At 66.2% G+C, this 18,303-nt stretch carries 19 protein-coding genes; 11 read left to right on the forward strand and 8 right to left on the reverse strand.

What is annotated here, in order from left to right:
- The first annotated feature begins 29 nt into the window (after window positions 1-29).
- From BFE01S_RS38450 to BFE01S_RS12670, 6 genes are all read left to right on the forward strand, one after another.
- Entirely contained in the window at window positions 30-722 is a 693-nt protein-coding gene (locus BFE01S_RS38450; protein ID WP_084169777.1) for a DUF2889 domain-containing protein, read from the forward strand.
- A gap of 51 nt (window positions 723-773) precedes the next feature.
- The gene (sucC, locus tag BFE01S_RS12650) at window positions 774-1,940 is read left to right on the forward strand and encodes an ADP-forming succinate--CoA ligase subunit beta (protein ID WP_028225817.1); all 1,167 of its coding nucleotides are present in this window, start codon (window positions 774-776) and stop codon (window positions 1,938-1,940) included.
- A gap of 93 nt (window positions 1,941-2,033) precedes the next feature.
- Window positions 2,034-2,915 (forward strand): succinate--CoA ligase subunit alpha, encoded by an 882-nt coding sequence (gene sucD, locus BFE01S_RS12655; RefSeq protein ID WP_028225818.1) that lies wholly within the window; start codon window positions 2,034-2,036, stop codon window positions 2,913-2,915.
- 190 nt (window positions 2,916-3,105) lie between these two features.
- Window positions 3,106-3,822 carry a TerC family protein gene (locus BFE01S_RS12660; RefSeq protein WP_028225819.1) on the forward strand — a complete coding sequence of 239 codons (717 nt, stop codon included), beginning with the start codon at window positions 3,106-3,108 and terminating at the stop codon, window positions 3,820-3,822.
- Between the two features lie 179 nt (window positions 3,823-4,001).
- Window positions 4,002-4,655 (forward strand): pilin, encoded by a 654-nt coding sequence (locus tag BFE01S_RS12665; RefSeq protein ID WP_281177399.1) that lies wholly within the window; start codon window positions 4,002-4,004, stop codon window positions 4,653-4,655.
- Between the two features lie 257 nt (window positions 4,656-4,912).
- On the forward strand, window positions 4,913-6,706 hold the full coding sequence (locus BFE01S_RS12670; protein WP_028225821.1) for a PglL family O-oligosaccharyltransferase: 1,794 nt from the start codon (window positions 4,913-4,915) through the stop codon (window positions 6,704-6,706).
- Between the two features lie 93 nt (window positions 6,707-6,799).
- Here the strand turns inward: BFE01S_RS12670 and BFE01S_RS12675 are convergent, their stop codons facing one another.
- From BFE01S_RS12675 to BFE01S_RS12705, 7 genes are all read right to left on the reverse strand, one after another.
- Complete coding sequence (locus BFE01S_RS12675) at window positions 6,800-7,150, reverse strand: nucleotide pyrophosphohydrolase (RefSeq protein ID WP_028225822.1); 351 nt, start codon at window positions 7,148-7,150, stop codon at window positions 6,800-6,802.
- A gap of 39 nt (window positions 7,151-7,189) precedes the next feature.
- Window positions 7,190-7,669, reverse strand: coding sequence for a cyclic pyranopterin monophosphate synthase MoaC (gene moaC / locus BFE01S_RS12680; protein WP_028225823.1), 480 nt, complete (start codon window positions 7,667-7,669; stop codon window positions 7,190-7,192).
- Window positions 7,670-7,803: 134 nt separating this feature from the next.
- Window positions 7,804-8,397 carry a DUF2946 family protein gene (locus BFE01S_RS12685; protein WP_028225824.1) on the reverse strand — a complete coding sequence of 198 codons (594 nt, stop codon included), beginning with the start codon at window positions 8,395-8,397 and terminating at the stop codon, window positions 7,804-7,806.
- A complete protein-coding gene (locus BFE01S_RS12690; protein ID WP_028225825.1) occupies window positions 8,390-9,445 on the reverse strand; it encodes a YheT family hydrolase in 1,056 nt (351 codons plus the stop codon). Before BFE01S_RS12690 ends, BFE01S_RS12685 begins: the two co-directional genes overlap by 8 nt.
- A gap of 19 nt (window positions 9,446-9,464) precedes the next feature.
- Window positions 9,465-9,911: a nuclear transport factor 2 family protein gene (locus tag BFE01S_RS12695; protein ID WP_028225826.1), complete on the reverse strand. Its 447-nt coding sequence runs from the start codon at window positions 9,909-9,911 to the stop codon at window positions 9,465-9,467.
- Between the two features lie 74 nt (window positions 9,912-9,985).
- Window positions 9,986-11,011, reverse strand: coding sequence for a lipopolysaccharide heptosyltransferase II (waaF, locus tag BFE01S_RS12700; protein WP_028225827.1), 1,026 nt, complete (start codon window positions 11,009-11,011; stop codon window positions 9,986-9,988).
- Between the two features lie 278 nt (window positions 11,012-11,289).
- The gene (locus BFE01S_RS12705; RefSeq protein ID WP_028225828.1) at window positions 11,290-11,484 is read right to left on the reverse strand and encodes a zinc-finger domain-containing protein; all 195 of its coding nucleotides are present in this window, start codon (window positions 11,482-11,484) and stop codon (window positions 11,290-11,292) included.
- 510 nt (window positions 11,485-11,994) lie between these two features.
- On the opposite strand from BFE01S_RS12705, the gene BFE01S_RS12710 reads away from it, so the two are divergent.
- A complete protein-coding gene (locus BFE01S_RS12710; RefSeq protein WP_028225829.1) occupies window positions 11,995-13,194 on the forward strand; it encodes a phosphoglycerate kinase in 1,200 nt (399 codons plus the stop codon).
- On the opposite strand, the gene BFE01S_RS44230 is transcribed toward BFE01S_RS12710, so the two are convergent.
- The gene (locus BFE01S_RS44230) at window positions 13,191-13,637 is read right to left on the reverse strand and encodes a hypothetical protein (RefSeq protein ID WP_156966993.1); all 447 of its coding nucleotides are present in this window, start codon (window positions 13,635-13,637) and stop codon (window positions 13,191-13,193) included. The two genes, BFE01S_RS12710 and BFE01S_RS44230, sit on opposite strands and share 4 nt — an antisense overlap.
- On the opposite strand from BFE01S_RS44230, the gene pyk reads away from it, so the two are divergent.
- The 4 genes from pyk to purE all read left to right on the forward strand — a co-directional run bounded on the left by pyk (window position 13,636) and on the right by purE (window position 18,271).
- Window positions 13,636-15,072 (forward strand): pyruvate kinase, encoded by a 1,437-nt coding sequence (pyk, locus tag BFE01S_RS12715; RefSeq protein ID WP_028225830.1) that lies wholly within the window; start codon window positions 13,636-13,638, stop codon window positions 15,070-15,072. The genes BFE01S_RS44230 and pyk overlap by 2 nt on opposite strands.
- 513 nt (window positions 15,073-15,585) lie before the next feature.
- The gene (gene fba, locus BFE01S_RS12720; RefSeq protein WP_028225831.1) at window positions 15,586-16,650 is read left to right on the forward strand and encodes a class II fructose-bisphosphate aldolase; all 1,065 of its coding nucleotides are present in this window, start codon (window positions 15,586-15,588) and stop codon (window positions 16,648-16,650) included.
- Window positions 16,651-16,817: 167 nt separating this feature from the next.
- A complete protein-coding gene (locus BFE01S_RS12725; protein ID WP_028225832.1) occupies window positions 16,818-17,708 on the forward strand; it encodes a phosphoribosylaminoimidazolesuccinocarboxamide synthase in 891 nt (296 codons plus the stop codon).
- A gap of 44 nt (window positions 17,709-17,752) precedes the next feature.
- Complete coding sequence (purE, locus tag BFE01S_RS12730; RefSeq protein ID WP_028225833.1) at window positions 17,753-18,271, forward strand: 5-(carboxyamino)imidazole ribonucleotide mutase; 519 nt, start codon at window positions 17,753-17,755, stop codon at window positions 18,269-18,271.
- Window positions 18,272-18,303: the final 32 nt, after the last annotated feature.

Here is an 18,303-nt window from a genome sequence, read left to right on the forward strand (position 1 = left end):
AGGTTTTCCCATCCGGTCTTAGCCTTAGCATGCCGCTTTCTCCGCCCGTGCCCCGCCAACTGCGCCACCAGCGCGCAATCCGGGCGGTCGCCTATGAGCGCGAAGACGGCCTGTGGGACATCGACGCGTGTCTGACAGATCACAAGCCACGCGACGTGCCGCTCGCGGCCGGTGTCCGGCCCAAGGGTCTACCGATCCATGAACTCTGGCTCCGCATCACGATCGATCGCAAGCTCAACGTCGTCGACGCCGAAGCGTCGTCCGACTGGGTTCCCTACGACGGTCAGTGCCAGAACGCCAATCCCGCCTATCGCGCCCTTATCGGGCTCAATCTCCTCCAGAACTTTCGCCGCGAAGCCGGCCGCCGCCTTGCCGGCACGGCAGGCTGCACGCACCTCACGGAAATGCTGGGCGTGCTGCCCACCGCCGCGGTGCAGGCATTCGTCGGCGCGGTCTGGAAGGGCGGCAACGGTGCGCCGGGCGAAGACACGGGACCGGAAATTGGCAAGACTGCCGACGGCGCTGCCGCCGGCGAAACACCGCCTTTCCAGCTGGGCCGCTGCCATGCGCTGCGGTTCGACGGCGAGGCGGTGAAGCAGTTTTATCCGCGCTGGTATGGCCACGTGCCGCGTTCGGTCGAACGCGGCGCCGAAACTGCCGGCGTGCGCGGCGACGAGGGTCCGGGCCAAGAGGGCAGGACCGTAGCCGCCCCGCATGAATAACAACAGCGGAATCGAAGTTCACTCCAACTCTCAGACTGAAGGGAATCACGCATGAAGATTCACGAGTACCAGGGTAAGGAAATCCTGCGGAAATTCGGAGTCGCGGTGCCGCGCGGCAAGCCGGTGTTTTCGGTGGATGACGCGGTCAAGGCCGCTGAAGAGCTGGGCGGCCCGGTGTGGGTCGTCAAGGCGCAGATTCACGCTGGCGGCCGAGGCAAGGGCGGCGGCGTGAAGGTTGCGAAGACGCTGGAGCAGGTCCGCGAATACGCGAACCAGATCCTCGGCATGCAGCTCGTTACGCACCAGACCGGTCCGGAAGGCCAGAAGGTCAACCGTCTGCTGATCGAAGAAGGCGCTGACATCAAGCAGGAACTGTATGTCAGCCTCGTCGTCGATCGCGTGTCGCAGAAGATCGTTCTGATGGGTTCGAGCGAAGGCGGCATGGACATCGAAGAAGTCGCCGAAAAGCACCCGGAACTGATCCACAAGGTCATCGTCGATCCGGCGACGGGTCTGCTCGACGCCCAGGCCGACGACCTGGCTGCGAAGATCGGCGTGCCGGCTGCCTCGATTCCGCAAGCGCGCGAAATCCTGAAGGGCCTGTACAAGGCATTCTGGGAAACCGACGCGTCGCTGGCCGAAATCAACCCGCTGAACGTCACGGGCGACGGCAAGGTCATCGCACTCGACGCGAAGTTCAACTTCGACGCGAATGCGCTCTTCCGCCATCCGGAAATCGTCGCCTACCGCGACCTGGACGAAGAAGATCCGGCTGAAATCGAAGCGTCGAAGTTCGACCTCGCCTACATCTCGCTCGACGGCAACATCGGCTGTCTCGTGAACGGCGCGGGCCTCGCGATGGCGACGATGGACACCATCAAGCTGTTCGGCGGCGAGCCGGCGAACTTCCTCGACGTGGGCGGCGGCGCCACGACGGAGAAGGTCACCGAAGCGTTCAAGCTCATGCTGAAGAACCCGGACCTGAAGGCGATCCTCGTGAACATCTTCGGCGGCATCATGCGCTGCGATGTGATCGCGGAAGGCGTGATCGCGGCTTCGAAGGCCGTGGACCTGAAGGTGCCGCTCGTCGTGCGCATGAAGGGCACGAACGAGGACCTCGGCAAGAAGATGCTGGCCGACTCGGGCCTGCCGATCATCTCGGCAGACAGCATGGAAGAGGCTGCGCAGAAGGTTGTCGCAGCTGCCGAAGGCAAGTAATTTTCACCGGATACGAATGGCGTAGTGACGGCGCGAAGGCGGCTTTCGAAGCAGCCTCGCGACGCGCGACGCCAGGCAAACAGAGGTCAATACATGTCGATTCTGATCAACAAAGACACCAAGGTCATCACGCAGGGCATTACCGGCAAGACCGGTCAGTTCCACACGCGCGCCTGCCGTGAGTACGCCAACGGCCGCGAAGCATTCGTCGCGGGCGTGAACCCGAAGAAGGCCGGCGAGGACTTCGAGGGCATCCCCATCTACGCGAACGTGCGCGAAGCGAAGGAAGCCACCGGCGCGACCGTTTCGGTCATCTACGTGCCGCCGGCAGGCGCTGCCGCCGCGATCTGGGAAGCGGTGGAAGCCGACCTCGATCTCGCGATCTGCATCACGGAAGGCATTCCGGTTCGCGACATGATCGAAGTGAAGGACCGTATGCGCCGCGAAGGCCGCAAGACGCTGCTCCTCGGCCCGAACTGCCCCGGCACGATCACGCCGGACGAGCTGAAGATCGGCATCATGCCGGGTCACATCCACAAGAAGGGCCGCATCGGCGTCGTGTCGCGTTCGGGCACGCTGACGTATGAAGCCGTGGCGCAGCTCACCGCGCTTGGCCTCGGCCAGTCGTCGGCAGTCGGCATCGGCGGCGACCCGATCAACGGTCTGAAGCACATCGACGTCATGAAGATGTTCAACGACGATCCGGATACGGACGCCGTGATCATGATCGGCGAGATCGGCGGTCCGGACGAAGCGAACGCTTCCCACTGGATCAAGGACAACATGAAGAAGCCGGTGGTGGGCTTCATCGCGGGCGTCACGGCGCCTCCGGGCAAGCGCATGGGCCACGCCGGCGCGCTGATCTCGGGCGGTGCGGACACGGCCGACGCGAAGCTGGAAATCATGGACGCGTGCGGCATCAAGGTCACGCGCAACCCGTCGGAAATGGGTCGTCTGCTGAAGTCGATCCTGTAATTTTCGAAAATCGCCTACGCCCGAACGCAGCTTTGCGCGGGCAGCCGGCGTTTTTTGATATGCTTGCGGAATCCTTTCACGAGGTTTCCGGACAAAAGCGAGGGAGCCAGTCATGGCCCCCTCGCTTTTTTATTGGTTCTGGCGCTGCAGTCGGGGCCTTCAGTGACGTTCAAGCCGCCCACATCATCACATGTTCGAGTTTCTCGCGACGCTCCACTGGGGCGCTGTTCTTCAGATCATCGTCATCGACATCCTGCTCGGCGGTGACAACGCCGTTGTGATCGCGCTCGCGTGCCGCGATCTGCCCGCGAAGCAGCGCATGCGGGGCATCCTGTGGGGCACGGCGGGTGCCATCGTGCTGCGCGTCGTGCTGATCGCGTTCGCCGTCGTGCTGCTCAACGTGCCGCTGCTGAAGTTCGCGGGCGGCCTGCTGCTGCTGTGGATCGGCGTGCGTCTTCTTGCTCCCGCGCATCTCGAGCACGCCAACGTCAAGCCTGCCGACAAGCTCTTCGGTGCGATCAAGACGATCATCGTTGCCGATGCCGTCATGAGCGTCGATAACGTGGTGGCGATCGCGGGTGCCTCCGAATCGGCGGACCCCGCGCACCGGTTCGGGCTCGTGATCTTCGGCCTTCTTGTGAGCATTCCGCTCATCGTTTGGGGCAGCCAGCTGGTGCTGCGATTGCTGGACCGCTACCCTGTGATCGTCACGCTGGGCGCCGCGCTGCTCGGCTGGATTGCGGGCGGGCTGATCGTCAACGATCCGGCCGGCGACCGCTGGCCGCTGCTCGACACGCCGCTCGCCGAATACGGGATGTGCGTGGCCGGCGCGGTGTTCGTGGTGGGGGTGGGGCTCGCGCTCAAGCGCCGCAACGCGCGGCGCGCACAGCCCGCTAATTTGCATTGAAGGCATTGAAGGCATTGAAGGCATTGACGGGATTTACGGCGCCGCCGTTGCCCTGAAACCGAAGCGCGCGCCCGCGCTGCCTACGCCATTTGGCCGACTGCCTCGAAGCGGGGCGCGCCGATACGATCAAAACGCCTGCTCATGCCTGTGAGCAGGCGTTTCTTGTTTCAGGAGCCCTGATGATGATCGTATCCGTTCTCGCCACCAGCCCGCCCGCTGCCCCTTCGAGCTGGTTCTTGTTTCAGGCGTCGTCGCGTCTTGCCGCGCTGGCTTCGGCCAGGCTTGCGAGGCTCGCACGCCGTTTTTCATCCCGCCTTGCCCCCCACGGGTTCACGCTGATCGAGCTCATGATCGTGCTCGCCATCGTCGGCGTGATTGCCGCCTATGCCATTCCCGCCTATCAGGACTATCTCGCGCGCAGCCGCGTCGGCGAGGGACTTTCGCTCGCGTCGTCGGCGCGGCTCGCGGTTGCGGAAAACGCGGCGAGCGGCAACGCGTTCTCGGCCGGCTACGCCGTACCGCCGGCCACGCGCAATATCGAATCGGTGCAGATCGACGACACCACCGGCCAGATCACGATCGCGTTCACCACGCGCGTCGCGCCGGCCGGAAGCAATACGCTCGTACTCGTGCCCTCGGTACCCGACAACGCGGAGTCCCCCACCGCCCGCGTCGCGCTCGCGCAAGGCAGCATGCAGAGCGGCACGATCACGTGGGAGTGCTTTGCGGGCAGCAAGACGGCTTCCTCGCTGGGTGCGCCCGGCGCGGGCCCGACGCCGGCTGACGCCGCGACCCTGCCGTCGAATCTCGCGCCCCCGGAGTGCCGGGCGTGACGATGGGTGAGGGTGAAGCGTGAGTGGTGAAGGCACCGCGCTGGCAGCGGCCCGACGCACGCCGATGCCGGGCGATGCGCAGGCTGCAAACGTGCGCCGCCGTGGGAGGCGGCGGCGCACGACGCGAGCGGTGCCGCCGCGCGGCGACGCCTCTCAGGCGACAAAAACCGCAAACCGGTGACGCCGCAACAGCCGCAGCCGCAAATGGCGGGCAAAGTCTTGTATAGTGCGCCGGTTGCTGATGCCCCCGCTTACCCATGCCCTCCAATTTTGCGCGCTATCTTACGTTCTTCTTGCTGGCTGTCGCGTTGACGCTGCCTTATGCAGTTGTCGGCCACACGTACCCCATCCCGACGTTCTATGCCGAATACGTGTCCCTGACGCTATGGCTGCTGGTCGGTGCGTCGGTCGTGATGCTGACGCTGTCGGCGCGGCCCCCGATCGAATTCGCCTCGCCCGCCGTCGCGCTGGTGCCATTCGCCTTCGGCTTGCTGCTGGTGGTGCAGACCGTCGCGATGCCGGTGACGCAGCCCTCGCTCAACTGGCTCGGCGCAGGCTACCTGCTGGCGGCCTTGATGGTGACTCACGCGGGCTACGGCATTGCGCGCGCGCGCAATGCCGGGACAGCGATGGTCTGGGCCGCCGCGGCGCTGATGGTGGGCGGGATGTTCGCCGTGTTCTGCCAGGTCGTGCAGCTCTTTCACCTCGAAGCGAAGGTCACGCCGCTCGTCGTCGCCTACAACGTGACGGTCGATCGCCGTCCGTTCGGCAACATGGCGCAAGCCAACCACCTCGCCACCTATATTGCGTTTGCAATGGCGGCCGGCCTCTTTCTCGTGCAGACCCGCCGGCTGTCTCTCGTGGTGTGGGCCGTGCTCTCCGCCGTCTACGCGGGCGGGCTCGCACTCACCGTTTCGCGCGGGCCGTGGCTGCAGATGGGCGTGATCGTCGTCGCAGGGCTCTGGATCGCGCTCGCGGGCGTGCGTCGCGAAGGCTCGCTCGCGGGCGGCGGTCGCAGCCTGCGCAACTGGCTCCTGCCGCTCGTGCTGCTCGCGATTTTTATCGGCGTGAACGCATTCGTGCGCTGGGCCAATGTCCACTATCAGCTGCAACTCGACCAGTCGGCCGCCGACCGCTTCAAGGACGCCGGCCAGATCGCGCCGCGCATCGCCCTGTGGCGTTACGGCATCGCGATGTTCAAGCTGCATCCGCTCCTCGGCGTGGGCTGGGGCGATTTCCCGATTCACCAGTTCGAGCTTGCGCGCGCGCTCGGCGGCGTCGAGATCGCGAACAATTCCCACGACATTTTCATCGACCTGCTCGCGAAGACCGGCGTGATCGGCTGCGGGATCGTCCTGCTGGGTCTGGCCGCGTGGTTCGTGCGGGCGCTGCGCGTGCCGCATACGCCCGAGCGCGTGTTCGGTTTCATGCTGATCGGCGTGCTGGTCATGCATGCGCTGGTCGAATATCCGCAGCAGTACATGTTCTTCCTGCTGCCTGCGATGTTCGTGTTCGGCATTCTCGAAACGAAGCCCTTGCGCGCGGTGCCGCGCGGGCTGTCGTTCGGCGCCTTTGCGATTGTCGTGTTCGGGGGGATTGCGTCGCTGTATCCGATCTTGCGCGACTATCACCGCGCCGAAGTGCTCTATTACGGCGAGCATCCGGCCGAGGAGTACAGCGAGGCGCCGTCGTTCCTCTTCCGCGCATGGGGGGACTACGGCATGGCCACGCTGATGCCGATGAATGCGGCGAATCTCGCGACCAAGCTCGCGGCGCACCAGCGCGCCATCGCGCTGCTGCCGGGCGAGACCGTGCTGCGGCGCTATGCGGTGCTGCAGGCGCTGAACGGCGATACGGCAGGCGCGCTGGATACGGTCGCGCGGCTGAAGATCTTCGCGACCGAGTTGCACGACTGGCCGACCCAGCAGGCTTCGCTGTATGGCTTGTGCGACGAGCAGCCCCGGCTCAAGGACTTCAAGGCCGAGCTGGTGAAGCAGTATGGCGTGCCCGCCAAGGCGATCGAAGAGGACGACGACGATTCGGACGATTGATGGCCGGTGAGGCCGGGGGAGGCTGGTTGAAGGTGGCCGAAGCCGGCTGGCTGGCAGCGAACCTGACAGGACTACCGCAGGATCGCCGCCGGTTCACAGCTCCGAATACTTCGTGGCCTTGCCCCTTGCCTTGTCTGCCGGATAGCGCCCGGCATTGAGCTTGAGCTTCTCGGCCGCCGCGTCGAGCAGGTCGAATCCTGCCGCGTCGGCGGTCAGGAGGAGGTAGAGGAACACATCGGCGCATTCGTGCCGGAGGTTGCGAAGCTGCTCGGGATCGCGGAGCAGGGCTTCGATCTCGGCGTCGGTTTTCCACTGGATCGTTTCGAGCAGTTCGCCGGCTTCGATGCTCGTGGAGACGATCAGGTTGCGCAGCGTATGAAACTGCTTCCAGTCGCGTTCGTCGCGAAACGCCAGCACCTGTTCGAGTAGCGCGTGAATCGTCATATTCCTGTCCTGTCGACTGGACGTGGCGCGCGCGGCGCGTCAGCCTTGCGCGACCCAATCCCCCGATTTTCCGCCGTGCTTTTCCATCACCTTCACGTCGGTGATGGTCATGCCGCGATCGACGGCCTTGCACATGTCGTAGACCGTGAGCAGCCCCACCTGCACGGCAGTGAGCGCCTCCATCTCCACGCCCGTGCGGCCGAAGGTTTCCACCTGCGCCGTGCAATGCACGCCGGGCAGCGTTTCGTCGAGCGCGAAATCCACCTTCACGCGCGTGATGGCGAGCGGATGGCATAGCGGGATCAGATCCGAGGTGCGCTTCGCGCCCTGGATGGCGGCGATGCGCGCGACGCCGATCACGTCGCCTTTCTTCGCCGCGCCGTCGCGGATCAGCGCGAAGGTGGCGCTCAGCATACGGATCGTGCCGCGTGCGACGGCAATGCGTTTGGTCTCGGCCTTGTCGCCGACATCGACCATATGCGCGTCGCCGGCCGCATCGAAATGAGTAAGTTCTGGCATGGTGGGCTCTCAGTTGCGGTTGCCATCATAGCAGCGCGATGGGCGGGCGCCGGGCGCGCTGCCGTGCCCCGGGCCGAGGCCAAAGGCAAAGCCGCCGCCTGATAGGACCCGCTTCAGGCGCCGCTCCGCTTGCCCTAAGCCGCCGCCTGCTTTTCCGGGCTCGCCACGTACCCGAAACGCACGGGCACATCGGCGCGCAGGATCGGCGCAATGGGTAGCACTGCGGGCAGCGTCGCGTCGGCACGCCACGCGAACGTGCCGCTGCTGCCGTCTTCGGCCAGCGTGGCGTGATCGGTGAAGAGATCGAGGTCGTGGTCATGGAGCAGAGCCACGCGCGCGGGCTCTGCAGTGTCGTCGGCGAACAGCACCGATCCGGCTTCGTCCACCCACACGCGAGCCGGCGCAAACGGCTGCCCGGTCTGGTCCGTCAGCGCGAGCGTGCCGTTCGCATCGGCGCCAAGCCGCACCACGAACGGCGTGTACTCCAGCTCGACGTACACCCGCTGCGGCCCGTTCTGGAAGTACCACTGGCCGCTCGCATCACACTCGTAGTTGCGGTTGATGAAGCCGATCAGCGCCTCGTGCCGGATTGCCGTGCCGGGGCCGCCGGCGGCCTGGTCGGCCTCGTCGCGCAGGCGCCACTGGCCGCGCGCGTCGAGCCGCAGCCAGCCGGTGCAATGGGGGACGTTGGGCCAGCGCGCGAGCGCCTGCTTGACGATGTCATCCATGAGAAACGAAGCTCGAAAGCCAACGGGTCACGTGCTGCGCGAGCCAGCCGAAGCGGCCGGGAAAGGGGCCCGTCATGAAGCCCACGTGGCCGCCTTCTTCGGGCTGCTCCAGTTCGACGGCCGCGCTCACTTCGTGGCGGCCGGGCAGCGCGTGGCCGGGCAGGAAGGGGTCGTTGCGCGCGTTGAGCACGAGCGTCGGCACGGCGATTTCGCCGAGGCGCGGCCGGATCGTCGCCTGGGTCCAGTAGTCGTGCGCGTCGCGAAAACCGTGCAGGGGTGCGGTGACGACGTTGTCGAACTCGCCCATCGTGCGGCTCGCCAGCATGGCTTGCACATCGAAGAGGCCCGGATACTGTTCGAGCTTCTGCAGCGCCTTCACCTTGAGCGTCTTGAGGAAGCTGCGCGTATAGACCATGCCGAAGCCATGCGAGAGCATCCTGCCGCCCGCATGAACGTCGAGCGGCGCCGAAATCGCCACCGCGGCCGAGACGATGGCGGCATCTTCACGCTGCTGCGCGAGCCAGTGCAGCAGGACATTGCCGCCGAGCGAGACGCCCGCCGCAACGAGCGGGCCGCGATGGCGCGCGGCGAAGCGGCGCAGCACCCAGTTCACTTCGTTGGCGTCGGCGAGGTGATAGAAGCGCGGCAGCAGGTTGAGCGGGCCGCTGCAGCTGCGAAAGTGCGGGACGACCGCGTGCCAGCCGAGCGCCACGGCGGCGCCCGCCATCGTGCGCGCGTAATGCGAGCCCGAGCCGCCTTCCAGGCCGTGAAAGAGCACGAAGAGCGGCGCGTCGGGGGCGGGGCGCGGCTGGTCCGGCGCGGGTTCGGCCCAGTCGAGTTCGATGAAGTCGCCGTCGGGCGTGTCCCAGCGTTCGCGCCGGTAGAGCGGCAGGGGCGGGCGCGAGAAGAGGGCGGGGACGATGGTCTGCGCGTGCGCGCCAGGCAGCCAGAGGGGCGCGCGATAGGCGCCGGCCGCCGTGGCTGCGCGGATGTCGATGCTTGCTGTCGTCGCTCGCGTGTCGGCGGATGGGTCCCCGGTCGTGCTCATGACGGCGCCTTCGGGGGTATCAGTGCAGCGCGCCCTGGCCGTGGCGCAGCTTGGCGGAAAACTGGGTCGCGGCCTCGTCGGGCATGCGGCTCGCGTGAATATGGGCGATGCGCCATTCGCCGCGCTCGTGAACCATCACGTAGGTCGTGAAGACCATGGCGGGGATGGCGTGCGGATCGACCGGACGGTGCGCCTCCACGATCGCATAGACCACGGTGCCGAGGCTGTCGTACACGCGGATGTCGAGCGGCTCGATCGAAACCGGCGCCGCTTCGAGCTGCGCCGAGAGCCCGGCGCGAATGCTCGACAGACCGTGCAGATGCGAGCCGTCCGCGCAGATGCAGCTCACGAATTCCTCGTCGATCCACAGCCCCATCACGTTATCGATATTGACTTCGGCGACGGCCTGGTAATACGCGTTGAGGGTATCCGCGGCGGCTTCGAAGATGTGGGCAAAACGTGGCATGGCTCGTTGATCTGGTGCGCCGGGGCGCGGGTTGGCGAATCGGGGCTGGCGACGCCCCTTCGAGGTTCCTTCCGCTAGCGCTGGCCGAGCAGCATGCCGCGCAGATCGCCGAATACCTGCTCCGGACTCAATTCGCGCAGGCAGTTCAGATGCCCGAGCGGGCATTCGCGCTGGAAGCACGGGCTGCAATCGAGATGCAGCCATTGTACCTTTGCGAGTTCCGACAAGGGCGGGGTGTGGCGCGGATCCGTCGAACCGTACAGCGCGACGAGCGGGCGGCGCAGCGCGGCGGCCACGTGCATGAGACCCGAATCGTTGGTCACCACGGCGTTCGCGCGCGAGATCAGCGCGCAGGCTTCGCCGAGCGCGGTCTGCCCGCACAGGTTGCGCACGTTCGAGGCACGCTCGGCAATGGCCTGCGCGAGCGGCGCGTCCTTCGGCGAGCCGAGCGCGACGATCTGCGTGTACGGGAACGACTGCCCCACCATCTGCGCGAGCGCCGCGAAGTGCTCGGGCGGCCAGCGCTTGGCGGGGCCGTACTCGGCGCCCGGGCAGAACACGAGGAGTGGCACGCGCGTATCGAGATTGAAGCGCGCGGAAACGCGCGAGGCCTCGTTGGGGTCCGATTCGAGGCGCGGCATCGGCAGATCGTCGGGCACGGTCGCGCCGGGCGCCCAGGCGAGCGCGGCGTAATGCCGGACCATCGGCGGCCGTTCGCCTTTGGGCGGATTCGCGTGCCGCACGTTCAGCAGGCCGTAGCGATTCTCGCCCGTGTAGCCGATGCGCAGCGGAATGTTCGCAAGCCAGGGGATCAGCGCGGACTTGAGCGAGTTCGGCAGCACGTAGGCGGCGTCGTAGCGTACTTCGCGCAAATCGCCGGCGAGTTGCCAGCGGCGCAGCAGTTGCAGCTTGCCGTGGGCGAGGTCGGTGGCATAGACGTCGCGAATCTCGGGCATGCGCTCGAGCACGGGCGCAACCCATGTGGGCGCAAGCGCATCGATCGCGATGCGCGGATGCAGTTTCACGAGCCGCGAAAGAAGCGGCTGCGCCATCAGTGCGTCACCGATCCAGTTCGGTGCGATTACCAGCGCGCGGCGCATCGGGTGTCAGAGTCCGGAAGTGGCAAACGTTCCGCGCGCCTCGGGCGCGGGAACGCGGTTAGCGGAGCAACGCGCCGCCAGGGCGCGTTGGCGATGACCGCCCGCGGTGCGAGGCAGGCGGGCGGAGCGAAGCGAAATAAAGGCACTGGCAAGGGGCGGGCGCAAGCGGGGCTTTCGCGCCACGCGAAGCCGGCGCAGCGGAATCCGCCGGCGGCACGCGGGAACGAAGCGGGAACGAAGCAGGAAAAAGCGCAAAAGAAAACCGGCGCCGCACCGGCTCAGTGGCCGCGCACGACCTCGCCCTCGCGCAGTTTGTAGCGCGTGCTGCAGTAAGGGCAGCGCGCTTCGCCGTGCGCCACGTCGATAAAGACGCGCGGGTGGTTGCTCCAGCGCGGCATCGACGGATTCGGGCAATACGCGGGCAGATCCTTGGCCGAGAGTTCGACCAGCGGCATTTCCTTGATTTCGCTCATGAGGACAATTCTCGTAATGCTCGTGTTGTTAAGCCGTGGCCGGGGCGCGAAGGGAGTCCGCTCGCGCACGCCGTCAGCAAAGCGCACATTTTAGCGTCATTTGGTGCCGGCACGGAGGTTCGCGGGCGCCGGTTGCTGCGTTGCACAATCTCCGCGCCAACCGATTGCGCGGACGTTTTTCGGGCTTCAGCCGGTATTCTTTGAAAGAGAAATGCAAGAAAGGCGCGCGCATTGCTTCGCTTCCTGCAAAAAAATGCGACAAAAACGTGAAAAAAATCGCGCAACCCTGCAGCAGCCGCCCAAATACGGGACATTCGCCCGGGCACGTCTCTGATCGACCTGGCTATCGGCTAAAATACCAATCTCGCAATTCGATGCCGGAGTTTCTCGGGTGACGAGCAGCGACCCGAGACAATGCCAGACCGGATCCCGCGCCGTGCCGCCGAGCCCTGCAGTGCAGCTTCGCATCGCATTGCCCCCGCCTTCCCACCATCACGCACAGTCAAGTCCATGAACAAGGTTCTGCGTCTCTCCGATCTGATCTCCGAAGGCAAACTCAAGGGCAAGCGGGTGTTCATCCGCGCCGACCTGAACGTGCCGCAGGACGATCACGGCAACATCACCGAAGACACCCGCGTGCGCGCTTCCGTGCCGGCCATCCGCGCTGCGCTCGAAGCGGGCGCCGCCGTCATGGTCACGTCGCACCTCGGCCGCCCGACCGAAGGCGAGTTCAAGCCTGAAGATTCGCTCGCGCCCGTCGCGAAGCGTCTTTCGGAACTGCTGGGCCGCGACGTGCCGCTCGTCGCGAACTGGGTCGAGAACGGCGTGAACGTCGCGCCGGGCGACGTCGTCCTGCTCGAGAACTGCCGCGTCAACAAGGGCGAAAAGAAGAACTCCGACGAGCTCGCCCAGAAGATGGCGAAGCTCTGCGACATCTACGTGAACGACGCATTCGGCACGGCTCACCGCGCCGAAGCCACCACCTACGGCATCGCGAAGTATGCGAGCGTCGCCTGCGCGGGCCCGCTCCTCGCGGCCGAACTCGACGCGCTCGGCAAGGCGCTCGGCGCGCCGAAGCGCCCGCTCGTGGCGATCGTCGCGGGCTCGAAGGTCTCGACCAAGCTCACGATCCTCAAGTCGCTCGCCGAGAAGGTGGACCAGCTGATCGTCGGCGGCGGCATTGCCAATACGTTCATGCTCGCGGCGGGCCTGAAGATCGGCAAGTCGCTTGCCGAAGCCGACCTCGTGGACGAAGCGAAGGCGATCATCGAAGCGGCCCGCGCACGCGGCGCCTCGGTGCCCATTCCGAGCGATGTCGTGACCGCAAAGGCGTTCTCGCCGACCGCCAAGGCCGAAATCAAGGCCGTGGCGGACGTCGCCGACGACGACCTGATCCTCGACATCGGCCCGCAGACCGCGAAGGTCCTCGCCTCGCAACTGGGGCAGGCCGGCACGATCGTGTGGAACGGCCCGGTGGGCGTGTTCGAGTTCGACCAGTTCGGCAACGGCACGAAGACGCTCGCGGATGCGATCGCCAGCTCCGGCGCGTTCTCGATCGCCGGCGGCGGCGACACGCTCGCGGCCATCGCGAAGTACGGCATCCAGGACAAGGTCAGCTATATCTCGACGGGCGGCGGCGCCTTCCTCGAATTCCTCGAGGGCAAGACGCTGCCGGCCGTGGAAGTGCTCGAAACGCGGGCGGCTGGTTAAGTGGCGCCGCGCGCCCCGGCGGCAAAGGCAGCCGCAAAAACGGCCCGTGCGCGCGGTGCAGCGCGCGCGGTGTCCGCAGCGGGGCGCAAGGCGCCCTTGTCCGCGGTGGCGGTGGCGGGCGCGCAGGATGCGCCCGAACTGAACGCCGCGCATGAAACACCCGCCGTGCCGGCCCTCGCCGGCACGGCACCGTCCGAAGCGCCGGTGGCGGCGCTGGCGGACGCAGAATCCCAGGCGGTGGCCGGGGGCACGGCGCGCGATGGCGCGCCGGCGAGCCCCGCGCCTGCCGCCCCGACGGCGAGCGCACCCGCGGCGCCGTCACACAAAGCGACGCCGGGACTCACCGGCGCGCGTTCCGGCCATACCGCACGTGCGGATGCGCCGTCCAGCCCGTCTCGCAGCAACGCTTCTTCCAGCGATCCTTTCCAGACGAGGAGATTCATGCATCGCGCCACCAAGATTGTCGCCACCATCGGTCCGGCATCCAGCACGCCGGACGTCCTGCAGAAAATGATTCAAGCGGGACTGGACGTGGTGCGCCTTAACTTCTCGCACGGCACGGCGGACGATCACCGCCAGCGCGCCGAAACCGTACGGGAATGCGCCCGCAGGGCCGGTCGCGAAGTCGCGATCATGGCCGACCTGCAAGGCCCGAAGATTCGCGTGGGCAAGTTCGAGAGCGGCAAGACCACGCTCGAGCCGGGCCAGTCCTTCATCCTCGACGCCGAATGCGAACTCGGCAACGACGAGCGCGTGGGCCTCGATTACAAAGACCTGCCGCGCGACCTGAAGCCGGGCGACGTGCTGCTGCTCAACGACGGCCTGATCGTGCTCGACGTCGCGCGGGTGATCGGCAGCGAGATCCATACGACCGTGCGGGTGGGCGGCGACCTGTCGAACAACAAGGGCATCAACCGCCAGGGCGGTGGCCTCACGGCGCCCGCGCTCACGGCGAAGGACATGGAGGACATCCGCACGGCGATGTCGCTCGGCGTGGACTTCGTGGCCGTGTCGTTCCCGAAGAACGCCACCGACATGGAAATGGCGCGCCAGCTCGCGAATATCGCGGGCGCGCCGTACGGCATCAAGCCCAAGATGATCGCGAAGATCGAGCGGGCCGAGGCGATTCCCGCGCTGCAGGAAATCCTCGATTCGTCGGACGGCATCATGGTCGCCCGCGGCGATCTGGCCGTGGAAGTGGGCAACGCCGCGGTGCCGGCGCTGCAAAAGCGCATGATCCGCATGGCGCGCGAGTCGAACAAGTTCGTCATCACGGCCACGCAGATGATGGAGTCGATGATCCACGCGCCCGTGCCGACGCGCGCGGAAGTCTCGGACGTCGCCAACGCCGTGCTCGACGGCACCGACGCCGTGATGCTCTCGGCCGAATCGGCGGCGGGCAAGTACCCGGTGCAGACCATCGAGGCGATGGCTGCGATCTGCCTGGAAGCCGAGAAGTCGGAGCAAAGCGAGCTCGACAAGGACTTCCTCGACCGCACTTTCACGCGCATCGACCAGTCGATCGCCATGGGCGCGCTCTTCACGGCGTATCACCTGGGCGCCAAGGCGATCGTCGCCTTGACGGAGTCCGGCTCCACCGCGCTGTGGATGTCGCGTCACTGGACCCACGTGCCGATTTTCGCGCTCACGCCGCGTCAGGGCAGCGAGCGGGCGATGTCGCTCTACCGCAATGTCACGCCGCTGCATCTGGATACGAGCAGCGACCGCGACACGGCGCTCCAGCAGGCGATCGAAGTGGTGGTGAGCAAGGGCTACGCGGCGCACGGCGACATGGTCGTGCTGACCGTGGGCGAGCCGATGGGCCAGCCGGGCGGCACCAACACGCTCAAGATCGTCCGCGTGGGCGACGTGCTGTAACGCAGTCCTCCAGCGCTTCTTCCTGCCGCATCCGTAGCAACCGGACGGGCGGGAGGAAGCGCCTTCTTTGCCCGCGCGCTTGCCAGGCATGGCGCCGCGCCGGTGTCAGCTGGTGTCGGCTGGTGTCACACTGGTATCGGACTGGATCCGGAAAGGATGCTATCCGGGTGCCCGTTAGGCGCTACTTGCATGACGTACGGCGCGCTTGAGCGCTACTTGGCGCTCTTTTCACCGCCAATGCCGCGATTGCCGCCGGATTCGGCGAAAAGCCGCGCGCAGGCTGTCAATCTCTTTTGCGCGTGCCCGCCGTTTCTGACGCGTTTGTGGCATACCGGCACGCCATTTTCGTGCCAATTACGCGGAAGGTCCCGGGAACGGCGCCGCTTCGCGATAAAATCCCGATATTGAGCCCGCGACGAGCACGCGGGCGGCGGCCGCCAGGCTGCTCTCGACCGGCCGCGTCAGATGGCCGGCGAAACGCAGGATTTCGTTTCATATCAAAGGAGTAGCACAATGCCTCTCGTTTCAATGCGTCAACTGCTCGACCATGCGGCTGAACACGGCTATGGCTTGCCGGCGTTCAACGTGAACAACCTGGAACAGGTGCAGGCCATCATGGAAGCGGCCGACCAGGTTGGCGCGCCGGTGATCATGCAGGCGTCGGCGGGCGCGCGCAAATATGCGGGCGAGCCGTTTCTGCGCCACCTGATCGAAGCGGCGGTCGAGTCGTATCCGCATATCCCGGTCGTGATGCACCAGGATCACGGCCAGTCGCCAGCGGTGTGCATGGCGGCGATCCGCAGCGGTTTCACCAGCGTCATGATGGACGGCTCGCTCGAAGCCGACGGCAAGACGGTGGCATCGTACGAATACAACGTCGAAGTGTCGCGCAAGGTCGTGGAAATGGCCCACTCGATCGGCGTGACGGTGGAAGCGGAACTGGGCGTGCTCGGTTCGCTGGAAACGATGAAGGGCGACAAGGAGGACGGTCACGGTGCCGAAGGCACCATGACGCGCGAGCAGCTCCTGACCGATCCGGAGCAGGCCGCCGACTTCGTGAAGCTCACGCAGTGCGACGCGCTCGCCATCGCGATCGGCACCTCGCACGGCGCGTACAAGTTTTCGAAGAAGCCCACGGGCGACATCCTGTCGATCCAGCGCATCAAGGAAATCCACGCGCGCATCCCGAACACGCACCTCGTGATGCACGGTTCGTCCTCGGTGCCGCAGGAACTGCTCGCGGAAATCCGCGAATTCGGCGGCGACATGAAGGAAACCTACGGCGTGCCGGTGGAGGAGATCCAGGAAGGCATCCGTCACGGCGTGCGCAAGATCAACATCGACACGGACCTGCGTCTGGCCATTACCGGCGCGATCCGCCGCTACATGTATCAGAACCCGTCGAAGTTCGATCCGCGCGACTACCTGAAGCCGGCCCGCGAAGCCGCGAAGAAGGTGTGCGTGGACCGCTACCTGGCGTTCGGCTGCGAAGGCCAGGCGGGCAAGATCAAGCCGGTGTCGCTGGACAAGATCGCCGGGAAGTACAAGTCGGGCGAGCTCGCGCAGATCGTCCGCTGACGGGCGGCGCCGCGCAGCCCGGCCGGTGCGGCGGGTCTGCGCCCCGGCGCCCATGCAGGATCGTCGCCGTTTCCGCCGGCTGGGGAAACGGCGACAGGCTTTTTGATTTACCCTATTGGTCCGGTTTTCATGCCGGTCCCGCCACGTTTTCATAGCGAATCACGACGATGTCTACCCTCTACGAATCCACGCTGCGCTCGCTGCCGCTACTCGGCCGCGGCAAGGTCCGCGACAACTATGCCGTGGGCAACGACAAGCTCCTGATCGTCACCACCGATCGCCTTTCGGCGTTCGACGTGATCATGGGCGAGCCGATTCCGGGGAAGGGCCAGGTGCTCAACCAGATGGCCGACTTCTGGTTCGAAAAACTCAAGCACGTCGTGCCGAACCACCTCACGGGCGTGGCGCCGGAAACGGTCGTGGCGCCGGACGAAGTGGAGCAGGTGAAGGGCCGCGCCGTGGTGGTGAAGCGCCTCGAGCCGATTCTCGTGGAAGCCGTCGTGCGCGGCTATCTGGCCGGCAGCGGCTGGAAGGACTACCAGGCGACGGGCGCCGTGTGCGGCGTGGAACTGCCGCCGGGCCTCTCGAATGCGCAGAAGCTGCCCGAGCCGATCTTCACGCCGGCGGCCAAGGCCGAAATGGGCCATCACGACGAGAACATCACCTACGAAGAGATGGAGCGCCGCATCGGCACCGAGCTTTCGCGCACCATCAAAGAGATTTCGATCCGGCTGTACAAGGAAGCGGCCGACTACGCGGCCACGCGCGGCATCATCATCGCCGACACGAAGTTCGAATTCGGTCTCGACAACCAGGGCCAGCTCTATCTGATGGACGAGGCGCTGACGGCCGACTCGTCGCGTTTCTGGCCGGCCGACCAGTACCAGGTGGGCTCGAACCCGCCCTCGTTCGACAAGCAGTTCGTGCGTGACTGGCTCGAAACCCAGGACTGGAAGAAAGAGCCGCCGGCGCCGAAGCTGCCGGACGAAGTGGTCGAGAAGACCTCGGCGAAGTATCAGGAGGCGCTCGAGCGCCTCACCGGCCAGAAGCTGGCGTAACGGCGCGCACGGCGCGGATTCAAGCGGGAAGGGAAAGGAAGCACATGAGTGAAGTACAGACGGCTCACCAGCACGCGGCGCCGCTCGTCGGCGTGCTGATGGGCTCCAGCTCCGACTGGGAAACGATGAAGCACGCGGTCGCGATCCTCCAGGAGTTCGGCGTCGCGTACGAGGCGAAGGTGGTCTCGGCGCACCGCATGCCCGACGAGATGTTCGCGTACGCGGAAAACGCCCGCGAACGCGGCCTGCGCGCGATTATCGCGGGCGCGGGCGGCGCGGCGCACCTGCCGGGCATGCTGGCGGCCAAGACCACGGTGCCCGTGCTGGGCGTGCCGGTCGCGAGCAAGTATCTGAAGGGCGTGGATTCGCTGCATTCGATCGTGCAGATGCCCAAGGGCGTGCCGGTTGCGACCTTCGCCATCGGCGAGGCGGGCGCGGCCAATGCGGCGCTCTTCGCCGTCTCGATCCTGAGCGGCACCGACGTCGATTATGCGAACAGGCTGGCTGCGTTCCGCGTGCGCCAGAACGAAGCTGCGCACGCGATGGTATTGCCGGCGCTGTGAGCGCCATCGTCCCGAAAAGAACCCCACGCTCG

The organism is Paraburkholderia ferrariae NBRC 106233 (genome assembly GCF_000685035.1).
In the GTDB taxonomy this organism is placed as follows: domain Bacteria; phylum Pseudomonadota; class Gammaproteobacteria; order Burkholderiales; family Burkholderiaceae; genus Paraburkholderia; species Paraburkholderia ferrariae.

Bases quoted from the DNA above. Each gene is read 5' to 3' on its own strand.
- BFE01S_RS12690 (WP_028225825.1), bottom strand. From the start codon at position 9,445: ATGAGCACGACCGGGGACCCATCCGCCGACACGCGAGCGACGACAGCA.
- fba (WP_028225831.1), top strand. From the start codon at position 15,586: ATGCCTCTCGTTTCAATGCGTCAACTGCTCGACCATGCGGCTGAACAC.
- BFE01S_RS44230 (WP_156966993.1), bottom strand. From the start codon at position 13,637: ATGAATCTCCTCGTCTGGAAAGGATCGCTGGAAGAAGCGTTGCTGCGA.
- purE (WP_028225833.1), top strand. From the start codon at position 17,753: ATGAGTGAAGTACAGACGGCTCACCAGCACGCGGCGCCGCTCGTCGGC.
- waaF (WP_028225827.1), bottom strand. From the start codon at position 11,011: ATGCGCCGCGCGCTGGTAATCGCACCGAACTGGATCGGTGACGCACTG.
- BFE01S_RS12710 (WP_028225829.1), top strand. From the start codon at position 11,995: ATGAACAAGGTTCTGCGTCTCTCCGATCTGATCTCCGAAGGCAAACTC.
- BFE01S_RS12685 (WP_028225824.1), bottom strand. From the start codon at position 8,397: ATGGATGACATCGTCAAGCAGGCGCTCGCGCGCTGGCCCAACGTCCCC.
- sucC (WP_028225817.1), top strand. From the start codon at position 774: ATGAAGATTCACGAGTACCAGGGTAAGGAAATCCTGCGGAAATTCGGA.
- BFE01S_RS12725 (WP_028225832.1), top strand. From the start codon at position 16,818: ATGTCTACCCTCTACGAATCCACGCTGCGCTCGCTGCCGCTACTCGGC.
- BFE01S_RS38450 (WP_084169777.1), top strand. From the start codon at position 30: ATGCCGCTTTCTCCGCCCGTGCCCCGCCAACTGCGCCACCAGCGCGCA.
- pyk (WP_028225830.1), top strand. From the start codon at position 13,636: ATGCATCGCGCCACCAAGATTGTCGCCACCATCGGTCCGGCATCCAGC.
- BFE01S_RS12665 (WP_281177399.1), top strand. From the start codon at position 4,002: ATGATGATCGTATCCGTTCTCGCCACCAGCCCGCCCGCTGCCCCTTCG.
- BFE01S_RS12705 (WP_028225828.1), bottom strand. From the start codon at position 11,484: ATGAGCGAAATCAAGGAAATGCCGCTGGTCGAACTCTCGGCCAAGGAT.
- BFE01S_RS12675 (WP_028225822.1), bottom strand. From the start codon at position 7,150: ATGACGATTCACGCGCTACTCGAACAGGTGCTGGCGTTTCGCGACGAA.
- BFE01S_RS12670 (WP_028225821.1), top strand. From the start codon at position 4,913: ATGCCCTCCAATTTTGCGCGCTATCTTACGTTCTTCTTGCTGGCTGTC.
- sucD (WP_028225818.1), top strand. From the start codon at position 2,034: ATGTCGATTCTGATCAACAAAGACACCAAGGTCATCACGCAGGGCATT.
- BFE01S_RS12660 (WP_028225819.1), top strand. From the start codon at position 3,106: ATGTTCGAGTTTCTCGCGACGCTCCACTGGGGCGCTGTTCTTCAGATC.
- BFE01S_RS12695 (WP_028225826.1), bottom strand. From the start codon at position 9,911: ATGCCACGTTTTGCCCACATCTTCGAAGCCGCCGCGGATACCCTCAAC.
- moaC (WP_028225823.1), bottom strand. From the start codon at position 7,669: ATGCCAGAACTTACTCATTTCGATGCGGCCGGCGACGCGCATATGGTC.